15 protein-coding genes and 1 pseudogene are annotated in these 17,844 nt (G+C 71.4%); 9 read left to right on the top strand and 7 right to left on the bottom strand.

The features are described from left to right. Positions 1 to 175: 175 nt before the first annotated feature. Positions 176 to 619: a hypothetical protein gene (locus ABZS69_RS19845; RefSeq protein WP_355374129.1), complete on the bottom strand. Its 444-nt coding sequence runs from the start codon at positions 617 to 619 to the stop codon at positions 176 to 178. 141 nt (positions 620 to 760) lie between these two features. On the opposite strand from ABZS69_RS19845, the gene ABZS69_RS19850 reads away from it, so the two are divergent. The 5 genes from ABZS69_RS19850 (at position 761) to ABZS69_RS19870 (ending at position 5,616) form a co-directional block, all read left to right on the top strand. Beyond that, positions 761 to 1,552 carry a trypsin-like peptidase domain-containing protein gene (locus ABZS69_RS19850; RefSeq protein WP_355374131.1) on the top strand — a complete coding sequence of 264 codons (792 nt, stop codon included), beginning with the start codon at positions 761 to 763 and terminating at the stop codon, positions 1,550 to 1,552. Positions 1,553 to 1,579: 27 nt separating this feature from the next. Next, the gene (locus ABZS69_RS19855; protein ID WP_355374134.1) at positions 1,580 to 2,569 is read left to right on the top strand and encodes a MoxR family ATPase; all 990 of its coding nucleotides are present in this window, start codon (positions 1,580 to 1,582) and stop codon (positions 2,567 to 2,569) included. 4 nt (positions 2,570 to 2,573) lie between these two features. Then, entirely contained in the window at positions 2,574 to 3,458 is an 885-nt protein-coding gene (locus ABZS69_RS19860; RefSeq protein WP_355374138.1) for a DUF58 domain-containing protein, read from the top strand. Between the two features lie 133 nt (positions 3,459 to 3,591). Further along, a complete protein-coding gene (locus ABZS69_RS19865; protein WP_355374141.1) occupies positions 3,592 to 4,554 on the top strand; it encodes a VWA domain-containing protein in 963 nt (320 codons plus the stop codon). Then, the gene (locus ABZS69_RS19870; RefSeq protein WP_355374144.1) at positions 4,555 to 5,616 is read left to right on the top strand and encodes a VWA domain-containing protein; all 1,062 of its coding nucleotides are present in this window, start codon (positions 4,555 to 4,557) and stop codon (positions 5,614 to 5,616) included. Between the two features lie 41 nt (positions 5,617 to 5,657). Here ABZS69_RS19870 and ABZS69_RS19875 read toward each other — a convergent pair whose 3' ends face one another. From ABZS69_RS19875 to ABZS69_RS19895, 5 genes are read right to left on the bottom strand one after another with little or no spacing between them, the layout of a single operon-like run. Beyond that, complete coding sequence (locus ABZS69_RS19875; RefSeq protein WP_355374146.1) at positions 5,658 to 6,746, bottom strand: mandelate racemase/muconate lactonizing enzyme family protein; 1,089 nt, start codon at positions 6,744 to 6,746, stop codon at positions 5,658 to 5,660. Positions 6,747 to 6,760: 14 nt separating this feature from the next. Then, entirely contained in the window at positions 6,761 to 7,666 is a 906-nt protein-coding gene (locus ABZS69_RS19880; RefSeq protein ID WP_355374149.1) for a carbohydrate ABC transporter permease, read from the bottom strand. After that, complete coding sequence (locus ABZS69_RS19885; RefSeq protein ID WP_355374152.1) at positions 7,663 to 8,586, bottom strand: sugar ABC transporter permease; 924 nt, start codon at positions 8,584 to 8,586, stop codon at positions 7,663 to 7,665. The genes ABZS69_RS19880 and ABZS69_RS19885 overlap by 4 nt, the downstream gene beginning before the upstream one ends. Further along, positions 8,586 to 9,929, bottom strand: a complete 1,344-nt coding sequence (locus ABZS69_RS19890) for an extracellular solute-binding protein (protein ID WP_355374154.1) — start codon at positions 9,927 to 9,929, stop codon at positions 8,586 to 8,588. The genes ABZS69_RS19885 and ABZS69_RS19890 overlap by 1 nt, the downstream gene beginning before the upstream one ends. Then, positions 9,916 to 11,205: an alpha-L-fucosidase gene (locus ABZS69_RS19895; RefSeq protein ID WP_355374157.1), complete on the bottom strand. Its 1,290-nt coding sequence runs from the start codon at positions 11,203 to 11,205 to the stop codon at positions 9,916 to 9,918. The genes ABZS69_RS19890 and ABZS69_RS19895 overlap by 14 nt, the downstream gene beginning before the upstream one ends. Before the next feature lie 134 nt (positions 11,206 to 11,339). Here ABZS69_RS19895 and ABZS69_RS19900 point away from each other — a divergent pair, with 134 nt between their 5' ends. From ABZS69_RS19900 to ABZS69_RS19910, 3 genes are read left to right on the top strand one after another with little or no spacing between them, the layout of a single operon-like run. Beyond that, positions 11,340 to 12,080, top strand: a complete 741-nt coding sequence (locus tag ABZS69_RS19900) for a GntR family transcriptional regulator (RefSeq protein ID WP_355374160.1) — start codon at positions 11,340 to 11,342, stop codon at positions 12,078 to 12,080. Between the two features lie 49 nt (positions 12,081 to 12,129). Continuing rightward, complete coding sequence (locus ABZS69_RS19905; RefSeq protein ID WP_355374163.1) at positions 12,130 to 12,774, top strand: CGNR zinc finger domain-containing protein; 645 nt, start codon at positions 12,130 to 12,132, stop codon at positions 12,772 to 12,774. A gap of 40 nt (positions 12,775 to 12,814) precedes the next feature. After that, complete coding sequence (locus ABZS69_RS19910; protein ID WP_355374166.1) at positions 12,815 to 14,020, top strand: MFS transporter; 1,206 nt, start codon at positions 12,815 to 12,817, stop codon at positions 14,018 to 14,020. Positions 14,021 to 14,075: 55 nt separating this feature from the next. Here ABZS69_RS19910 and ABZS69_RS19915 read toward each other — a convergent pair whose 3' ends face one another. Beyond that, entirely contained in the window at positions 14,076 to 17,165 is a 3,090-nt protein-coding gene (locus ABZS69_RS19915; RefSeq protein ID WP_355374169.1) for a BTAD domain-containing putative transcriptional regulator, read from the bottom strand. A gap of 320 nt (positions 17,166 to 17,485) precedes the next feature. Between ABZS69_RS19915 and ABZS69_RS19920 the strand changes: the two are divergent. Then, positions 17,486 to 17,844: pseudogene (locus ABZS69_RS19920) on the top strand (cytochrome P450); the annotation flags it as partial.

Consider the following 17,844-nt stretch of genomic DNA (forward strand, 5'->3'; position numbering starts at 1 on the left):
GAAGCAAGGACGGGCGCAGCGACGACGTGGCGATATGTCCCCCTTTCCGTCCCGCTCGAGAGCGCGTCGCCGGGACCGGGTCCCACGCGCCCTCCGTACTGCATGGGATACGCGACACCGCCCGCCCCGGTTCGCGCCAAAGATCTCCCCGAGGACGCGATCGATCTGGCTGGGATCAGCCGCACGCCTTCGCGGTGCCGCCGGAGCCGGTCCGGATGTTGCGGCCGAAGCCCCAATGCACCTCGACTCTGCCCCAGGCGCAGACCCTGTCGGCTCGGAGCATGTTGCCCCAATGACGGCCGTTGTTGCCGGGCTTGTAGTCGTACACGTCCCTCCTGCGGTCCGCCGTGTACAGGTAGATGGTGCCGCTCGCCTTGGAGTCGGTCCTGATCTCGACCCAGTTGGTCTTGCATCGGGGCGACCACCAGAGGTGGATCCGCCCGGCGGCGGAGTGGCCCTGATGTCTCGCGAGTGTGCCGGTCCGCACCACCTGGGCGGAGTTCCAGCAGCCCGACTCGGCCGGGTCCCGGTGGTCGTACGCATCGGCCCGCGCGGGAGAGCCCGTCAGCAGGACCGCCGTCATGGCGGCCACGGCGATGGCCACGACTCGAAGCTGCATGTGAAGTCCACTCCTCATTTCGAACGACAACCGTCGGTCACACACCATAACAGAGCGCGTGCTCCATAATCGGCTCGGTTCTCATGGAGTTCTCAGGTGGAGTTTGTGGCGCTTTCCGCTGACTTTTATGACTATGGGGCGATGGAGCGCGTGCCGCAGGAGGCCGTTGCGGCCGAGGCTCAGGGAGCCGGGGCCGGGAGGGTTCGGCGGTTTGCCGTCGCGGGCGGCGTGCTCGTCGTCGTGGCGGTGCTGGCGTACTGGCTGGGGAGCAGCGGCGGGAACGACGAAGGGGCCGCACCCAGGCCGAGCCCGACGCCGACGCCCAGCGCGACGCTCACGACGGCCGAGGTCTTCGAGCGGGTCGGGCCGTCGGTGGTGGTCATCCAGGCCGGGAAGTCGCTCGGAACCGGGGTGATCGCGGCCGAGGACGGGACGATTCTGACGGCACACCACGTCGTCAAGAGCTCCAAGGACGTCACCGTGATCTTCGCCGACGGCACCAAGACGAAGGCCGTCGTCGCGTCGTCGAATCCCAAGCACGACGTCGCGGCCCTCAGGCCCGCGAAGCTGCCGGAGATCGTCGTCCCGGCGACGCTCGGCGGCGCCGTGGCCGTGGGCGCGCCGGTGGTGGCGATCGGCAACCCGCTGGGCCTGACCTACAGCGTCTCCACCGGCGTCGTGTCGGGCCTGAACCGGAACACCGAAGAAGGGGATCGCGACCTGGGCGGGCTCATCCAGTTCGACGCCTCCGTCAACCCGGGCAGCTCCGGAGGCCCCCTCCTGGACGCCCGCGGCCTGGTCATCGGGATCGTCGTCTCGATCGCCGACCCGGGAGGCGACGAGGCGTTCGCCGGCATCGCGTTCGCGGTGCCGATCGGCGTGGCCCTGGGTGGTGGTGACGAGGGTGACGGCCCGCCGGGGCTCCGGATCTGACCGAAGCATCACGCGAAGGGACACCATATGACCTCGACCAGGTCCCCCGAGTCCGCTCATCCGCTCGAACAGGTGCTGTTCGAGGTCAAACGCACGATCGTCGGGCAGGACGTGCTGCTGGAGCGCATGGCCGTCGCGCTGATCGCCGACGGCCACCTGCTGGTGGAGGGCGTGCCGGGCCTGGCCAAGACGCTCGCGGTGCGGTCGCTGGCCGCCGCGATCGCCGGAAGCTTCCAGCGCGTCCAGTTCACCCCCGACCTGGTGCCCGCCGACCTCGTGGGTACGCGGGTCTACCACCAGCACTCCGGGGAGTTCAAGACCGAGCTCGGCCCGGTGTTCGCGAACCTGCTGCTGGCCGACGAGATCAACCGCGCCCCCGCCAAGGTGCAGAGCGCCCTGCTGGAGGTGATGCAGGAGCATCAGGTGACGATCGGGCGGGAGACGTTCCGGGTGCCCGAGCCGTTCCTGGTCATGGCGACGGAGAACCCGATCGAGTCGGAGGGCACGTACCCGCTGCCCGAGGCGCAGGTCGACCGTTTCATGATGAAGGTGGTCGTCGACTATCCGACTCAGCCCGAAGAGCAGGCGATCGTCGAACGGGCGCTGCGTCCGCCCGAGCCGCCGCAGCCGATGGTGACGGCCGAGGACCTGATCGCGATGCGGGCCCGCGCTCAGCAGGTGTACGTCGATCCGGCGATCATCGACTACGCGGTGCGGCTGGTCGCCGTGACGCGCTCCGCCGCGACGGCCGGGCTCGGCGAGCTGGAACGGTACGTCACCTACGGGGCGAGCCCGCGGGCGTCCATCGCGCTCGTCACGGGCGCCCGGGCGCTGGCGTTCCTGCGCGGCCGCGAGTACGTCCTGCCGCACGACCTGTCCGAGCTCGCACTCGACGTGCTGCGCCACCGCCTCGTGCTGTCGTACGAGGCCCTCGCGGACGACGTCGACGCCGACACGATCATCACCAGGGTGCTCGGAGCCGTCCGGGCGCCCGACGTCGTCCTGCAGAACCGCTGAGCCGATGGCCACCGCCCCAGAAAAGCTCCTGCTCCGCCTGGAGTGGAAGGTCGTCCGCAGGTTGGACGGCCGGCTCCAGGGCGCGCACCGCACCGCGCACCGCGGCTCCGGGATCGACTTCACCGGGTTGCGCCCCTACACCGACGCCGACGACGCCCGGCACATCGACTGGAACGTGACCGCGCGGCTGGACGAGCCGCACCTGCGGGTGTTCACCGAGGACCGGGAGCTGACGGTGTGGCTCGTGCTCGACCGGTCGGCGTCGATGGCGGCCGGCCTGCCGGGACGCGGCAAGCACGATGTGCTCGCCGAGCTCGCGCTCGTCCTGGCCCGGCTGTTCGGCCGGGGCGGCAACCGCGTCGGCGCCCTGCTGTTCGACACCGGGATGCTGCGCGTCGTGCCGCCCGGCACCTCCCGGCGGCACACGCTGCGGATCGGCGCCGAGCTGGAACGCACCTCCGAGTCGGCGGGCGGCGCCACCACCGACCTGGCGGAGATGCTCGACGCGGCCGGACGGCTCGCGCGCCGCCGCGCGCTCGTCGTCGTGCTGTCGGACTTCATCGGCGAGGGCGACTGGGAACGCTCGCTCCAGCGCCTGGCCCGGCGGCACGAGGTCGTCGCCCTGCGGATCGTCGACACCGCCGACGATGTGCTGCCCGAAGCCGGGCTGATCGTGGTCGAGGACGCCGAGACCGGCGAGCAGCTCGTCGTCGATTCCGCCGACCCGCTGCTCCGGGTCCGCTTCCGCGAGGCCGTCGACGCCCGCGACGCCCGGCTCACGGCGGGCATGCGCCGGGCCGGGGTGCCCGTACACCGCATCGACACCGACCGCGACTTGGCCGAGGCGCTCGTCGAGGTCGTCGCCCGAACCCGGGACCGGTCGCCATGACCGAGGTCGCCCAGGTTCGCCGTCCGAACCCGGGACCGGTCGCCATGACCGAGGTCGCCCAGGTTCGCCGCCCGAGCTCGGGACCGGTCGCCAGGACCGGGCTCGTCGAGGTGAGGCCGACGGAGGAGGCCCCATGACCCTGTCGTCGCCGCTGCTGCTGGCCGTCGGGCTGATGGTCACGGCGGCGCTCGCCTGGGCGGCCGTCGTCTCGGCGCGCCGCCGGACGGCCGCGCTCGCCGCGGCCGGCGTCGTCGTGGCGGGCGGCCGCCGGGCGTACCTCGGCAGCGGCCTGACGATCGCCGGCGTCGCCGTACTCGCGATCGCCACCGCCGGACCGGCGGCCATGGTGCCGGTCCCGCGCACCGCGGGCACCGTCATCCTCGCCATGGACGTCTCCAACAGCATGGGCGCCGACGACGTCGCGCCCACCCGGCTGGCCGCCGCGCAGCGGGCGGCCCGCGCGTTCGTGGCGGCGCAGCCCGACAGCGTCGACATCGGCGTCGTCGCCTTCGAACGGGGCGCGCTCACCACCGCACGGCCCGACGCCGACCACTCCATCGTGCTCAAGGCCATCGACCGGCTGAAGATCACCGGCGGCACCTCGCTGGGGACGGCCATCACGGCCTCGCTGACGGCGATCACCGGCAAGCAGGTGGCCATCGGCCGCGACGGCACCGCACCCGACATCGGCTACTGGCCGTCGGCGACGATCGTGATGTTCTCCGACGGCCAGAACCAGGGCGGGGCCGCCGAACCGGCCGTCGAACAGGCCGCCGCCGTGGCCCAGAAGGCCGGCGTCCACATCCACACCGTCGGGGTCGGCACCACGGCCGGGGCGACGGTGCAGGTCGACGGCTACCGCCTGCAGACCTCGCTGGAGGAGGACACCCTCACCTCGATCGCGCAGACCACCGGCGGCGCCTACCATCCCGCCTCCGACGCCGCGCGCCTGGACCAGATCGCCGACACGATCGATCTGCGGCTCACCGTCTCCGACGAGCCGCTGCCCCTCGCCGGCGCCCTGATCGGGCTCGCCCTCGCGCTGCTCACCGCCGGAGCGGCGCTCACCGTGCTCCGGTCAGGACGGGTGATCTGAATGACGTTCTCATGGCCGTGGGCGCTGCTGTCCATCCTGATCATCCCGCTGATCTTCGCCATCCGCTGGTGGGCGCGGCGCCGCCGCCGGCGCTCCGCCGTGCGGGTCACCTCGATCGCGCTCGTACGCAGCGCCCTGCCCGACCGTACGCGCTGGACGCGGAAGATCCCCGCGGCCCTGTTCATCGCCGGACTCGCGCTGCTCGCGGTCGGAGCCGCCAGGCCGCAGGCGTCCGTACCGGTGCCGAGGACGTCGGCGACGATCCTGCTCGCGCTCGACACCTCCGGCTCCATGTGCTCCACGGATGTCGACCCCAACCGCATCACCGCCGCGAGGAAGGCCGCCGCCGACTTCATCGAGTCGCAGCGGGGCGGGCCGCGCATCGGCCTGGTCACCTTCGCGGGCAACGCGGGGCTGCTCGTGCCGCCCACCGACGACACCGACTCGCTGATCAAGGCGCTGGACAACCTCACCGTGGCCCGCGGCACCGCGATCGGGCAGGCCATGCTCACCTCGATCGACGCGATCGCGGAGGTCGACCCGTCGGTCGCCCCCACCGGCGCGAACCCCGGCGACGGCACCGGCGGCGGCTACGCCGGTGCCGCGATCGTCGTGCTCACCGACGGCGCCAACACCCAGGGCGTCGACCCGCAGACCGCCGCCCAGGAGGCGGCCCTGCGCCGCGTCCGCGTCTTCACCATCGGCTTCGGCACCACGAACCCGGCCCCGATGGTCTGCGACAACTCGCAGTTCGACGGCCGCGGCTTCGGCGGCTGGGGCGGCGGCTTCGGCGGTCGCGGCGGCTTCGACCGCGGCCGCAACGTCCGCATGATCGACGAGCCCGCGCTCAAGCAGATCGCCCAGACCACCGGCGGCTCCTACCACCGCGCCGAGAACGCCGACCAGCTCACGAGCGCCCTCGACGCCCTCCCCGGCAGCTTCACCGTCATCCGCCAGCGGGTCGACACCGCCGCCGCCTTCGCCGCCGGCGGCGCCCTCCTCATCGCCGCGGCCCTGGCCCTGTCCCTCTGGTGGAACCGACCCCGGACCCCGGCCCGCTGACCGCACACGCCCGCCGCCGAAAACGCCTCAGTGGCTCCCGCTCAGGCGACGCGGTGGTCGTCGAGGGCATCGGGGTCCCAGTCGATCCCGATGCCGGGGACGTCGGGCGGCGTCACGTGGCCGTCCTCGATCAGCAGGGAGCTCCGGGTGATCGCCTGCAACTGCGGGATGTGCTCGACGTACATCCCGTTCGGCACGGCGGCGGCCAGGCTGACGTGCAGTTCCATGAGGAAGTGCGGGCTCACCGCGACGTTGAACGCCTCGGCGGCGTGGGCCACCTTCAGCCATGGGGTGATCCCGCCGATGCGGGCCACATCGACCTGCACGATGCCGACCGCGCCCGCGGCCAGGTAGTCGCCGAACCGCTGGACGGAGTAGAGGGATTCGCCGACCGCCACCGGCACCGAGGTAGCGGCGGCCAGTCTTCGGTGTCCGTGCAGGTCGTCGGCCGGCAGCGGCTCCTCGAACCAGGCGATGCCGAGCGGCTCGTAGGTCCGGGCGCGCCGGATCGCCTCCGCGGAGGTGAACGCCTGGTTGGCGTCGACCATGACCTCGAAGGCCGGTCCCACCGCCTCGCGGACGGCCGCGAGGCGCTCGGCGTCCTCGGCGAGCGACGGCCGGCCCACCTTGATCTTCACCCCGCACATCCCGGCCGTGGCCGCCCGCTTCGCGCCGTCCACCAGCTCCTCGACGGGCAGGTGCAGCCAGCCGCCCTCGGTGTCGTACACGGGCAGCCGCTCGTGCGCGCCGCCCGCCATCCGCCACAGCGACTCACCGGTACGCCGGCCGCGCAGGTCCCAGAGCGCGGTGTCGACGGCGGCGAACGCCAGCGACGTGATGGCCCCGACGGTGGTCGCGCGGGTCTGGTCGAGCATGTGCCGCCACAGCGCCTCGACCGGCCGGGCGTCCCGGCCCAGAAGCGCCGGGACCAGGTGGTCGGTGAGGAGGGATACGACGGCCCGCCCGCCGGTCCCGATCGTGTAGGAGTACCCGGTACCGGACAGCCCGTCGGAGGTGTGCACGGTGACGAGCACCGTCTCCTGCTTGACGAAGGACTGCATCGCGTCGACGCGGACGGCCGCCGGCTGCAGGTCGACCAACTGGACGTCGATTCGTTCGATTCGGGTCATGTCATATGCCTTCCTCACTTGAGCGCACCCAGGGTGATGCCGCTCGTGACGTAGCGCTGGAAGATCAGGAAGAGGATGACGATCGGGAACGTCGCGATGACGAGGCCGGCGAAGAAGGCCCCCTGGTCGCTGACGAACTGGCCCTGGAAGGAGAGCAGGCCGACCGACAGCGTGCGGTCCTGCGGGCGGGTCAGCAGGACCACTCCGAACTGGACCTCGCTCCACACGAAGATGAGCCCGAGCAGCGTGACCGAGACGAACCCGCCCTTGCTGATCGGCAGGACCACGCGGAGCAGCGCGGCCAGCTCCCCGTAACCGTCGATCTTGGCTGCCTCCAGCAGCTCCCGCGGCACGGCGGCGAACACCGACCGCATGATGAGGGCGATGGTGGGCGTCATGAAGGCCGCGTAGACCAGCGAGATGCCCGCCACGCTGTTGAGCAGCTGATACCTGCCCAGCAGCTCGAACGTCGGGATCAGCGCGACGACCAGCGGGACGCTCAGGGCGAGGATCATGACGCGGCTGACCGCGTTCGACAGGCCCCTGGTCGCGCGGGCCAGGCCGTAGCCGGCGAGGCTGCCGCAGGTCACGCCGACGGCCAGGCTGCAGAGTGCCACCAGCACGCTGTTGATGATGTACGTCGACAGCGGCGCGCCGCCGACCACGCCCCGCCAGGCGTCGGCGTAGTTCGACAGCACCCACTTGCCGCCCAGCCCCAGCGGGTGGGCGTAGATGTCGCTGGTCGGGTGCAGCGACAGCAGCAGCATCGACACGAACGGCACGACCGTGATCGCCGTCCAGACCAGCAGGAGCGCGTAGCCGACGTACCAGAGGGGGCCGCGCCGCCAGGCGGATCGCCGCCGTACGGCCGCCGGGCCGCCGACGCGCCGGGCCCCGCGCGGGGTCCGCGGCGCCGTCATCGCGCGTCCAGGGTCTGCTGGCGGAAGATCCGCAGGACCATGATCCCGATGACGGCGACGATCAGCGTCGTGATGACCGCGGTGGCCGAGCCGTAGCCGTAGTCCTGGTCGACGAAGGACTGCTTGTAGACCAGCACCGGGAGGATGCTCGTGGAGTTGCCCGGGCCGCCCCTGGTCATCGCGTAGATGACGCCGAACGCGTTGAACGAGAACACCGAGGTCAACGTCGTGATCGTGCCCAGCATCGGCACGATGTTCGGCAGGGTGATCCGGAACAGCCGTCCGGCCGCTCCGACGCCGTCGATCGTGGCCGCCTCGTGCACCTCCGTGGGGATGGCCTCCATCGCGCCCAGCAGGATCAGCATCGCGTACCCGGTCTGCGTCCACACCGCGACGAAGATCGCCGCGTACAGCGCCGTCGAGGACGACGCCAGCCAGGCGTGCCCGTCTCCGAGCCCGGCCAGGCCGAGCAGTGAGTTCACCACCCCGGTCGTGGGCTGGAACGCGTTCGACCAGAAGATGCCCGCGATGCTGACCGGGATGATCACCGGCAGGAACCAGACGACCTTGAAGATCCGGGCGCCGGGGACCTTCCGGCTGATCGCGTTGGCCAGGAGACAGCCCAAGGTCACCGTGAACACCACGGTCCCGACGAAGAACTGCAGGCTGGTGCCGATGGACTGCCAGACCAGCGAGTCCTGCAGCAGCCGCCGGTAGTTGTCCAGGCCGTGGTAGGCGATCGCGCCGACGCCGTCCCAGGAACCCAGGCTGATGCGCACGGATCCGGCGATCGGGTAGGCGACGAGCCCCAGCAGTAGCACCAGGGCCGGGGCCATCACCGCGATCGGGAAGATCCGTGCCCTCCGGCGGGGCGGCCGCGCCGTGGCGGCCGTCGCCAGAGCGACTTTGTCGGCGGTCATCAGTCGGACGCCCCCGACACCTTGCCGGACTGCAGGTCCTCCAGCGCCGACTGGTACTGCTGCGCCGCCTGCTGCGGGGTCAGCTTGCCCGCCACGAGCTTCTGCAGCACCGGCACCGAGAACGCCTGCCCGAGGGTGGAGGGCACGGTGGAGTCCCAGATGTTGACCAGTCCGACGGACTGCGACAGCTCGAACTGCTGCTGCACCAGGTCACCGAGGTTCGACAGGCTCGACGCGGGGATCGAGGTGAACACCGGGAGCGACCCGGTGGCGGCGACGACGCTGACCTGGTACTTGTCGGTCATGAAGAACTGAAGGAACTTCTTGGCCAGCTCCGGGTTCGCCGCCTTGGCCGGGACCACCAGGGTGTCACCGTTGAAGGCGTTGAACGGCGTCTTCCGGCCCGGGGTGAGCGGGGGCAGCAGGAACCAGCCCATCTCGAACGACGGCTTGGCCTCCTTCAGGCTCGCGTAGGAGTAGTTGCCGCCCTGCAGCATCGCGAGCTTCCCGCTGGTGAACAGCCCCTGGGCCTGGTCGGTGTCCATGCCGAGCATCCCGTTCTGGTAGACGCCCTTCTTCTGCCAGTCCTGGATCGTCTGGAGCACCTTCACGAAGCCGGGGTCGGTGTACTTGACGTCCGTGGGGGATCCGGGCTTGAAGTTGGTGAGCAGGGCGTCGTAGTCGTCGGCCGACACCGCGGTGGGCAGCAGCGCGTCCAGCGTGTGCCCCAGGTCGTACGGGCTCGAACCGCCCACGCCGAATCCCTCGTAACCGGCGGCCTTGACCTTGCCCACCATGGACTCGAAGTCGGCGACGGAGGCGACCTGGTGGTCGGGCGGGTCGGGGATGCCGGCCTTGGCGAAAGCCGCCTTGTTGTAGTAGACGGGGTTGATCAGCAGTTGCTCGTAGAGGACGCCGTAGTGGTGCCCGTCGGTCGTGTAGTACTCGACCTGGCTCTTGGAGTACTTGTCCGCCAGGCCCGCGGCCTTCCAGACGTCGTCCAGCGGGGTGAGCTGCTTGTTCTTCAGCAGCGCGGACCAGACACCCGTGCTGCGCTGGAGGTAGCCGATGTCCGGGGTGCCGGTCGAGCTGAGCAGGGCCACGTTGGGGCCGCGGGAGCTGCCGGAGTCGACGCCCTCGAAGGTGACCGTCGTGCCCGGGTTGGCCTTCTCGAAGTCCTTGCCGACCTGCTGCATGGCGCTGGCCAGCGGACCGGTGGGGATCTGGATCCGCAGCGACTTGCCGTCGCCGCCGCCCGGTCCGGTGCCGGTGCCGCACGCGATGGCGGCGGCCGCGAGCAGGGCGCCCGCGAGGGCCGCCCTGAGAGTTCTAGAGAGTGGCACTGGATTCGTCCTTCCAGGGAGCTGACAGCTCTATGGCGATGACGTCGATGAGCGCGCCGGTCGGTGGCGGCACGGTGATGAACAGCTCGCCGAGCGGCTCGTCGTCCGCGCCGTTCGCCTTGTGCACTTCCTCGTTGACGCTGTACTGCAGCGGTTGCTCGGTGCCGAGCAGGCGGACGCCGACGACCGAGCCGATGGGAACGTTCCTGACGACCAGCACGTCCTGCGGTCGCAGGACCAGGTGGAGGTAGATGTTGTTTCCGCGCCGCGTGGCCGGGCCGTGGAAGTCGAGGCGCTCCGGCGCGGGCGCGGCCCCGACGATGCTCTCGCCGTGGCCGGCGAGCCAGCCGCCGAGCTGCTTGAGCGTGGCGACCTCGGCCGGCACCAGCGACCCGTCACCCCGCGGCCCGATGTTGAGCAGGAGGTTGCCGCCCCGGGAGACGACCTCGCTCAGGTAGGAGGCGAGCAGCCGGGGGCTCTTGTAGTCGAGGTCGTCGGGCCGGTAGGCCCAGCTCTCGCTCATGGTGAGGCACAGCTCCCACGGCCCGTCCGGCGGCCGGCGCGGCATGCCCTGTTCGGGGGTCGCGTAGTCGCCCTGGCCCGGCAGCCGGTCATTGATGATCACGTCCGGCTGCAGGGATTTGATCAGCTCGCGGAGCTCGGCGGCGTGCCACTCCTCCGCGGTGCGCTCCCACTCCCCGTCGAACCACAGCAGGTCGATCGTCCCGTACTCGGTGAGCAGCTCGGTGAGCTGCCCCTTGACGTAGTCGAGGTATCGCGCCCACCGGTCGGGCGAGGGCCGCCGGTAGCGGTCGTGCGGGTAGGGACGATCGGCGTCGGTGAACGCCGGGTAGTCGGGATGGTTCCAGTCGAGCAGCGAGTAGTAGACCCCGACGCGCAGGCCCTCGGCGCGCAGCGCGTCGAAGAACTCCCGGGTGATGTCACGTCCGTACGGCGAGGCCGCGATGGAGAAGTCCGACTGCCGCGTGTGGTACATCGAGTACCCGGCGTGATGGCGGACAGTGAAGACCACGTAGCGGGCACCCGCGTCGCGGGCGAGCCGCGCGACGCCTCGCGGATCCCAGCGCCGGGGGTCGAACGTGGCCGCGCTCGACTGGTACTGCGTGATCGTCATGTCGGCTTCGGGTTCTGTCCTGCCCGGCAGGATCGAATGGCCGACCAGGGGCCAGCCGATCTCCACGCCTTGCTGACTCGCATGGTCCCAGTGCACGAACAGGCCGAAACCCGCGTCGCCGAACCAGTCGGGAATGGTCACGAGCTCATCCTTCTGCGGTGGGCGGGATTGCCCGGATCGGATACGATACGATTTGCATGAGGATGCAGGGCGTTTCGGGCATGTGTCAACCACGAGTGGCGAAGATTTCCGCGGCGGACTCAGATGGAGGGGCGATGAGTGACTCGGCGCCGGCGACAGGCACGTCCGGCGGCTCAGGCTCCGGCGGCTCCGGCGGCTCAGGCTCCGGCGGCTCGGGCTCCGACGAGCCGGCCAAGGTCAGCGTCCGCGAGTCGGTCTTCCAGGCGCTGAAGGCCCGGCTCATGGATCACGACCTGGAGCCCGGGACGAAGTTGTCGATCGACGGGCTCTCCCGCGAGCTCGACGTGTCGCAGACGCCGATCCGCGAGGCGCTCGCGCGCTGCGAGTCTGAGGGGCTGGTCGTCCGCCGGCCGAACGCCGGCTATCTGGTGGCTCCCCTGCTCGACCGGGCCGCCCTCGACGACCTCTACGACGTCCGCCTGCTCCTCGAACCGTCCGCCGCCGCGCGGGCCGCCAGGTACGCCACGGCCGCCGAGGTGACCGCCATGCGGGAGTCGCTGGAGCAGATGATGTCACCGCTGGTCGGCGACACCTACGAGGCCTACCGCGGCTTCGCGGAACTGGACGCGCTGTTTCACAACGCGATCGCCGAGGCCAGTCGCAGCCCGCTCATCGCCGACACGCTGCGCAGGTTCCGCGCGCACACCCATGGTTACCGCCTCTACTTCCGCCACGGGATCGCCAGTTACGCCGCCGATGAGCACCGCGCGGTGTTCGACGCCATCTGCCGCAATGACCCCGAGGCGGCGGCGGGCGCCATGACCGCCCACCTTGAGGCGTCGCGGTCACGCCTGACGAGCGCCTACGAAGCCTGACCCTCCGCAGCTCTACCATCTAAATGGGTTTGAGTAGTAGCATCGTTCTATGGACGTGTCCGAGCTGCCGCTGGTGGGCGGTCACCCGGCCCTCGATCTGGTCAACACCGTGGAGCGGGGCGTCCCGGCCCCCGGCTCGGAGCCGCGCGACCACGTGGCGGAGCCGGCCGCGCTGCTGCTCTGGGCGGGTCGCGCCGGGTTGATCGACGATTCGGACGCCCGGTCGGTCGCCGAGGCGTGGGACCGCGACCCCGGCGCGGCGGCCGCCGCGCTGGACGCCGTCAGGGACATCCGGGAGTCGCTGCACACCGCCGTCCTGGCGGCGATCGACGGCGCGAGCCCCGGCGCCGCGCTCGATCGGCTGCACGGCCGGTGGCTCGCCGCGGTGGGCCGGTCCAGGCTGACGCCCGACCCCGGGGGCATGTCCGCGGTCCGGCTGGTCGTCGGGATCGTCCCGGCCTCGCTCGTGCCGGACCGCGCCGTGCACGCCGCGCTCGACCTCCTGCGCACCGCCGACCTCACCCGCGTACGCCGCTGCCCGACCGAGAGCGGCGGCTGCGGGTGGATCTTCCTCGACCGCAGCCGCAACGGCTCGCGGAGATGGTGCCGGATGGCCGACTGCGGGACGGAGGTCAAGTCGCGCCGCCTCACCGAACGCCGCCGGGCCGCCCGGCGGAGCACCACGGTTCCCTAGCGTATCCGCTACCGGCAAAAGCCGATACAGGAGAAGCAGGATGGATAGACCCAGCACCGCACGATCGATCGGCGCGCTGGCCGCGCTGTCGGTGTCGACCTTCATCTACGTCACCACGGAAACGCTCCCCATCGGCCTCCTCCCGCTGATCTCGGCCGACCTGTCCGTCTCGGCCTCGGCCGTCGGCCTGCTGGTGACCGGCTACGGGCTGATGGTCGTCTTCGCCACCGTTCCGCTGACCCGGTTGACGTACCGGCTGCCGCGCCGGCTCCTCCTGACGAGCCTGCTCGTCGTGTTCGTCACGGCCAACGCGCTCTCGGCCGCCGCGACGACCTACGGCGTCCTCCTCGGCGCCCGGGTGGTCATCGCGCTCAGCCAGGCCCTGTTCTGGGCCATCGTCGTCTCCACCGCCACCGGCCTGTTCCCGTCACGCGTGCACGGCCGCGTGGTCGCCGTGGTCTTCGCGGGAAACTCGCTCGCCGCCGTGCTGGGCGTGCCCGCCGGGACGTGGCTCGGCCAGCAGGCCGGCTGGCGGGCGTCCTTCCTCGCGCTCAGCGCGGTCGGACTGCTCACTCTGGTCGCGATCGCGCTGCTGTTACCGGCCGCCCCGCCCGGGGCCGACCCCGTCACCAAGGGCACCGCTCCCGACTCCCGGGCGTACTGGAGGCTGATGGCGGTGTCCGCCCTCGCGGTCACCGGGGCGTTCGCCGGGTACACCTACGTCACCCCGTTCCTGACCGACGTGAGCGGCTTCCCCGACCCGGCGATCGGGCCGCTCCTCCTGGTGCGGGGCATCGCGAGCCTGCTGGGCGTCGCCGTCGGCGGGCACCTGGCCGACCGCGACGCCCGCGCGGCGATGGTCGTCCCCGTGGCGGCGCAGAGCGCGGCGCTGCTCGGGTTATACGCACTCGGTCACGTGCCGATCGTGGCGGTCGTGCTGGTCGCGCTGGCCGGGCTGTCGTTCTCCGCCATGTGCACCGCCCTGGCCAGCCGGATCCTGCAGGTCGCCCCCGGCAGCGTGGAGCTCGCCTCGGCGGGCGTGAGCACCGCGTTCAACGTCGGGATCACCGCCGGGGCGTTCGTCGGCAGCGTCCTGCTGCCCGGCTTCGGCGTCCGGAGCACCGCGCTGGCAGGCGGGCTGCTGAGCCTGGCCGCGCTCGCCCTGACGATCACGAAGTCCTCAGGCGGGCGCGGTCCGCGGCTGCCCGATCACGGTGCGGCCGGAGAGCGTGATGCGGTGCCATGACCGCGGGCCCGCCCCGGACGCGGTGTCGCGTCAGCGCTGCGACGGCGCGCGTCGTTCACGAAGCGAGCGTGATCTCGGCCAGCTCACGCCAATCCTGCTGCCGCCCCGCACGGGTCGCCTCGGCGAACCCGGCTTCGCCGAGGTGATCGCGCGTGTCCTCGGCGATCCGGGAAACGTCCGGCTGCGAACGATCCGGGGTGCCGCGCACGCCGTCGCTTGCCGCGAGCAGGCGCGCCGCCTGCTCGTGCTGTCCCTGGCGCAGCGCGAGGTCCGCGATTCCGACCAGCGTCTCGGCGATCAGCGGTGGATACGGCATCTCCATGGCCGCGTGGAGCGCCTCGGTCCGATGCGCGCGGGCCTGCTCGAGATCCTCGGCGAGGTAGCCGTACAGGTTCATGACCTCGGCGCGGACCATGCCGGTCTGTTCCTCATCGGTCAGCAATGTCCCCACCGAGGCCAGCTGCCGGTGCGCCTCGTCCGGCTCGCCTCGCAGGCGCGCCAGCTCCGCCTTCGCGATCGCCAGCCCGGCGAGCGTGTACGGCCAGGCGATCCCCTCCGCGCACCGCTGCGCCTCGGCCATGGCGTACGTGCTGGATCGCTCGTCGCCGAGCAGCCAGTACAGCTGAGCCTGCCGCGTCCGCAGGTCGATCGCGTCCTCGGTCGCGCCCACCTCGGTCAGCGCCACACACGCCTCTTCGTAGTATTCGCACGCGCGGGCGAGCTCACCGCGCATGGCGAGCCGATCGGCGAGGAAGGTCAGCGCCCACGAGATCCCCCACCGGTCACCCAGCGTGCGGAACTCGGCGAGCGCGGTCTCGGCGTCGACGTCCACGTCGGTCTCGTCGCCGCCGAGCGTGAGCCGCAGCCGGCCACGAGTGAGCCTGGCCTGCGCGCGCACCCACGTATCGTCGCCGGCGATGAGCGGCTCGAACGCGGGCAGGAAGTCCGTCGGCTCCTGCAACATCCGCTCCAGCGGCGCGACAAACCCGAGCAGCGGGTTGCGATATCCGCTGCGCTGGATGAACCGGTGCGCCTCGTGGATCCACTCTTGCGCCTGATATTGATCGCGGCCGGGCCCGGAGGTCACGAATATCGTCACGATGGTGTACGCCAGCGCCCGCACCTCGTCGGACACCTCACCTTGCAGCGAGGCCGCCGCGACGCTCAACTCGACGCCCTCGGTCCGGTGCCCGCTCAGGAAGTAGTACCAGCCCGCGGCCCCGGCCAGCCGCATCGCCTCCGGGGCCCATCCCTCGGAGATCGCCTCGCGCAGGGCCGTAGTGATGTTGTCGTGCTCGGCCTCGAGCGTGGACAGCCATTCCAGCTGCTCGGCCCGGCGCAGGTACGGATCGGCCGTCTCGGCCAGCTCGGTGAAGTGGGCGAGGTGCGCCCGGCGGGCCGACTCGGTCTCCCCGGCTTCGGCGAGCCGGTGCGCCGCGTATTCCCTGATGGTGCCGAGCATCCGGTAGCGGGGCGCATCCTCGCCGTCGGCGAGCAGCAGCGACTTCTCGATCAACGCGGTGAGCACGTCGAGCACCGGCTCCCCCGCAAACGTCTCGCCCCCGCACACCCGTTCGGCCGCTTCCAGGCTCACCCCGCCGGAGAACACCGAGAGCCGCCGCAGCACGCCACGCTCGGCCTCGGTCAGCAGATCCCAGCTCCAGTCCACGACCGCACGCAGCGTCTTGTGCCGGGGAAGCGCCGTACGGCTGCCGCTGGTCAACAGCCGGAATCGGTCATCGAGCCGACGTGCCAGCTGATCGAGGGACATGGTGCGCAGCCGTGCCGCGGCCAGCTCGATCGCCAGCGGCATGCCGTCGAGCGCCCGGCAGATCCGCGCCATGGTCGCCAGGGTGTGCGCGTCGGAGCCGATGTCCTTGCGCACCAGCTCCGCGCGGTCCCGCAGCAGCCGCACCGCGGGTGAGGCCCCGGCCTCGGCGGGGTCCGCCCCCTGCTCGGGCAGCGCGAGCGGCTCGACCTGCCACAGCACCTCCCCGGTGATGCCGAGCGGCTCCCTGCTCGTGGCCACGATCCGCAGCCTGCGGCACTCCCCCAGAAGCCGATCCGCGAAGGCCGCGGCCGCCTCGATCATGTGCTCGCAGTTGTCCAGGATCAGCAGGATCGCGCGCTCCCGGACCGCGGCGATGAGCCGATCCATCGGTTCCCCGGCCCGCGCGTCGCCGAGCAGTGCCTGGTCACGCAGGCCGATCGCGGTCAGGGCGGCCTGCGCCAGCTCGCCACCCGCCCGCAGCGCGGCGAGCTCGACCAGCCACGCCCCGTCCGGCACCTCGGTGAGCATCGTCCGCGCGGTCTCCGTGGCCAGCCTCGTCTTGCCGGCGCCACCCGCCCCCGTCAAGGTGACCAGCCGGTGCCCGATGGACAGAACGGCGATCGCCGAGATGTCATTGTCCTTGCCGACGAAGCTCGTCAGCTCGGCGCGCAGGTTCGTCCTGCGGTGCTCCGACCGCTCGCCCAGCTCGCCGCGCAGCAACGCGGTGTGCATCGCGGAGAGCTCGGCCGACGGATCGGCGCCCAGCTCCTCGGCGAGCCGCTCGCGCGTCCGCTGGTAGACGGTCAACGCCTCGTTCCCGCGCCCCGCCTCGGCGAGCGCGCGCATCAACGCCGCCACGAACCCCTCCCGCAGCGGATACGTGGCGACCAGGTCGGTCAGCTCGGAGACCAGCTCCGAGCCCCGGCCGAGGCGGATATCCGCGTCCACCCGGTCCCCCAGCGCGGCGACGTGGAGCTCGTCCAGCCGCGCGACCGCGGCGTCGAACGCCTCGCTGTCCTGCATGGCGATGTCCGCCATGGGCGCGCCGCGCCACAGTGCCAGGGCCGAGCGCAGCAGGTCCGCCCGCGCCGCGGGCTCGGCGGCCCGCGCCTGACCGACCAGGTGCTCGAACCGGCTCACGTCCACGGCATCAGGCGCCACGGCCAGCCGGTAGCCGCCGGAGTCCGCCTCGACCACACCGTCCGGCAGCACCCTGCGCAGCCTGGACACCAGCGCCTGCAAGGCGTTCACCTCGTCCGCGGGCGGCTGTTCCCCCCAGATCCAGTCCACCAGCCTCGCACGCGAGACGATCCGGCCGGGTTCGAGGGCGAGCGCGGCCAGCAACGCGCGCAGCCGGACCCCCGGAACCTCCACCACAGCCCCATCAGGGTTTCGGACCTCGAAGGGTCCGAGCAATCCGACTCGCACATCACCAATTGTGCCGAACCGCGCGACCGACGTCGCCAGTGTCCGCGTACCGCGAACACCGCTGACCTTCATCATCGCAGGTCAGGCGCATGTAGAGGACTTTCGGCGGATGCTGACCTGCGGCGATCAGGTATCTGACGCGGTGTCGTGTCAGGGGCCATGTCAGCTCGGCGACGGCCCGGTATCAGGACGGTCGGCGATGGTGGCTGTCATGAACGGTTCGGGGCCCGCCCGCCGCGCTCGAACCGCACCGTCAGACGAGAGGAATGACCGTGGAACACACCCTCACCGCCATGCCGACGGCGCGTCAGGCCGGCTGTCCCTTCGACCCGCCCAAGGAGCTGATCGAGGCCCGCGAGCACAGCCCGATCAGCCACTTCCCCTTCCCCGACGGGCACCAGGGCTGGCTGGTCACCGGATACGACCTGGCCCGGGCGGTCCTGGCCGACCCTCGGTTCAGCTCGCGCAAGGAGCTCATGCGCCACCACCCGCTGATCGACTACAGCGAGTACGGCGACGTCGAGCTCCCGCCGGCGCCGCCCGGTGAGTTCCTGCTCATGGACGATCCGCAGCACAGCCGCTACCGCAAGCCGCTGGTGGGCAAGTTCACCGTCCGGCGGATGCG

It is taken from the genome of Nonomuraea sp. NPDC005650, assembly GCF_040605375.1.
In the GTDB taxonomy this organism is placed as follows: Bacteria; Actinomycetota; Actinomycetes; order Streptosporangiales; family Streptosporangiaceae; genus Nonomuraea.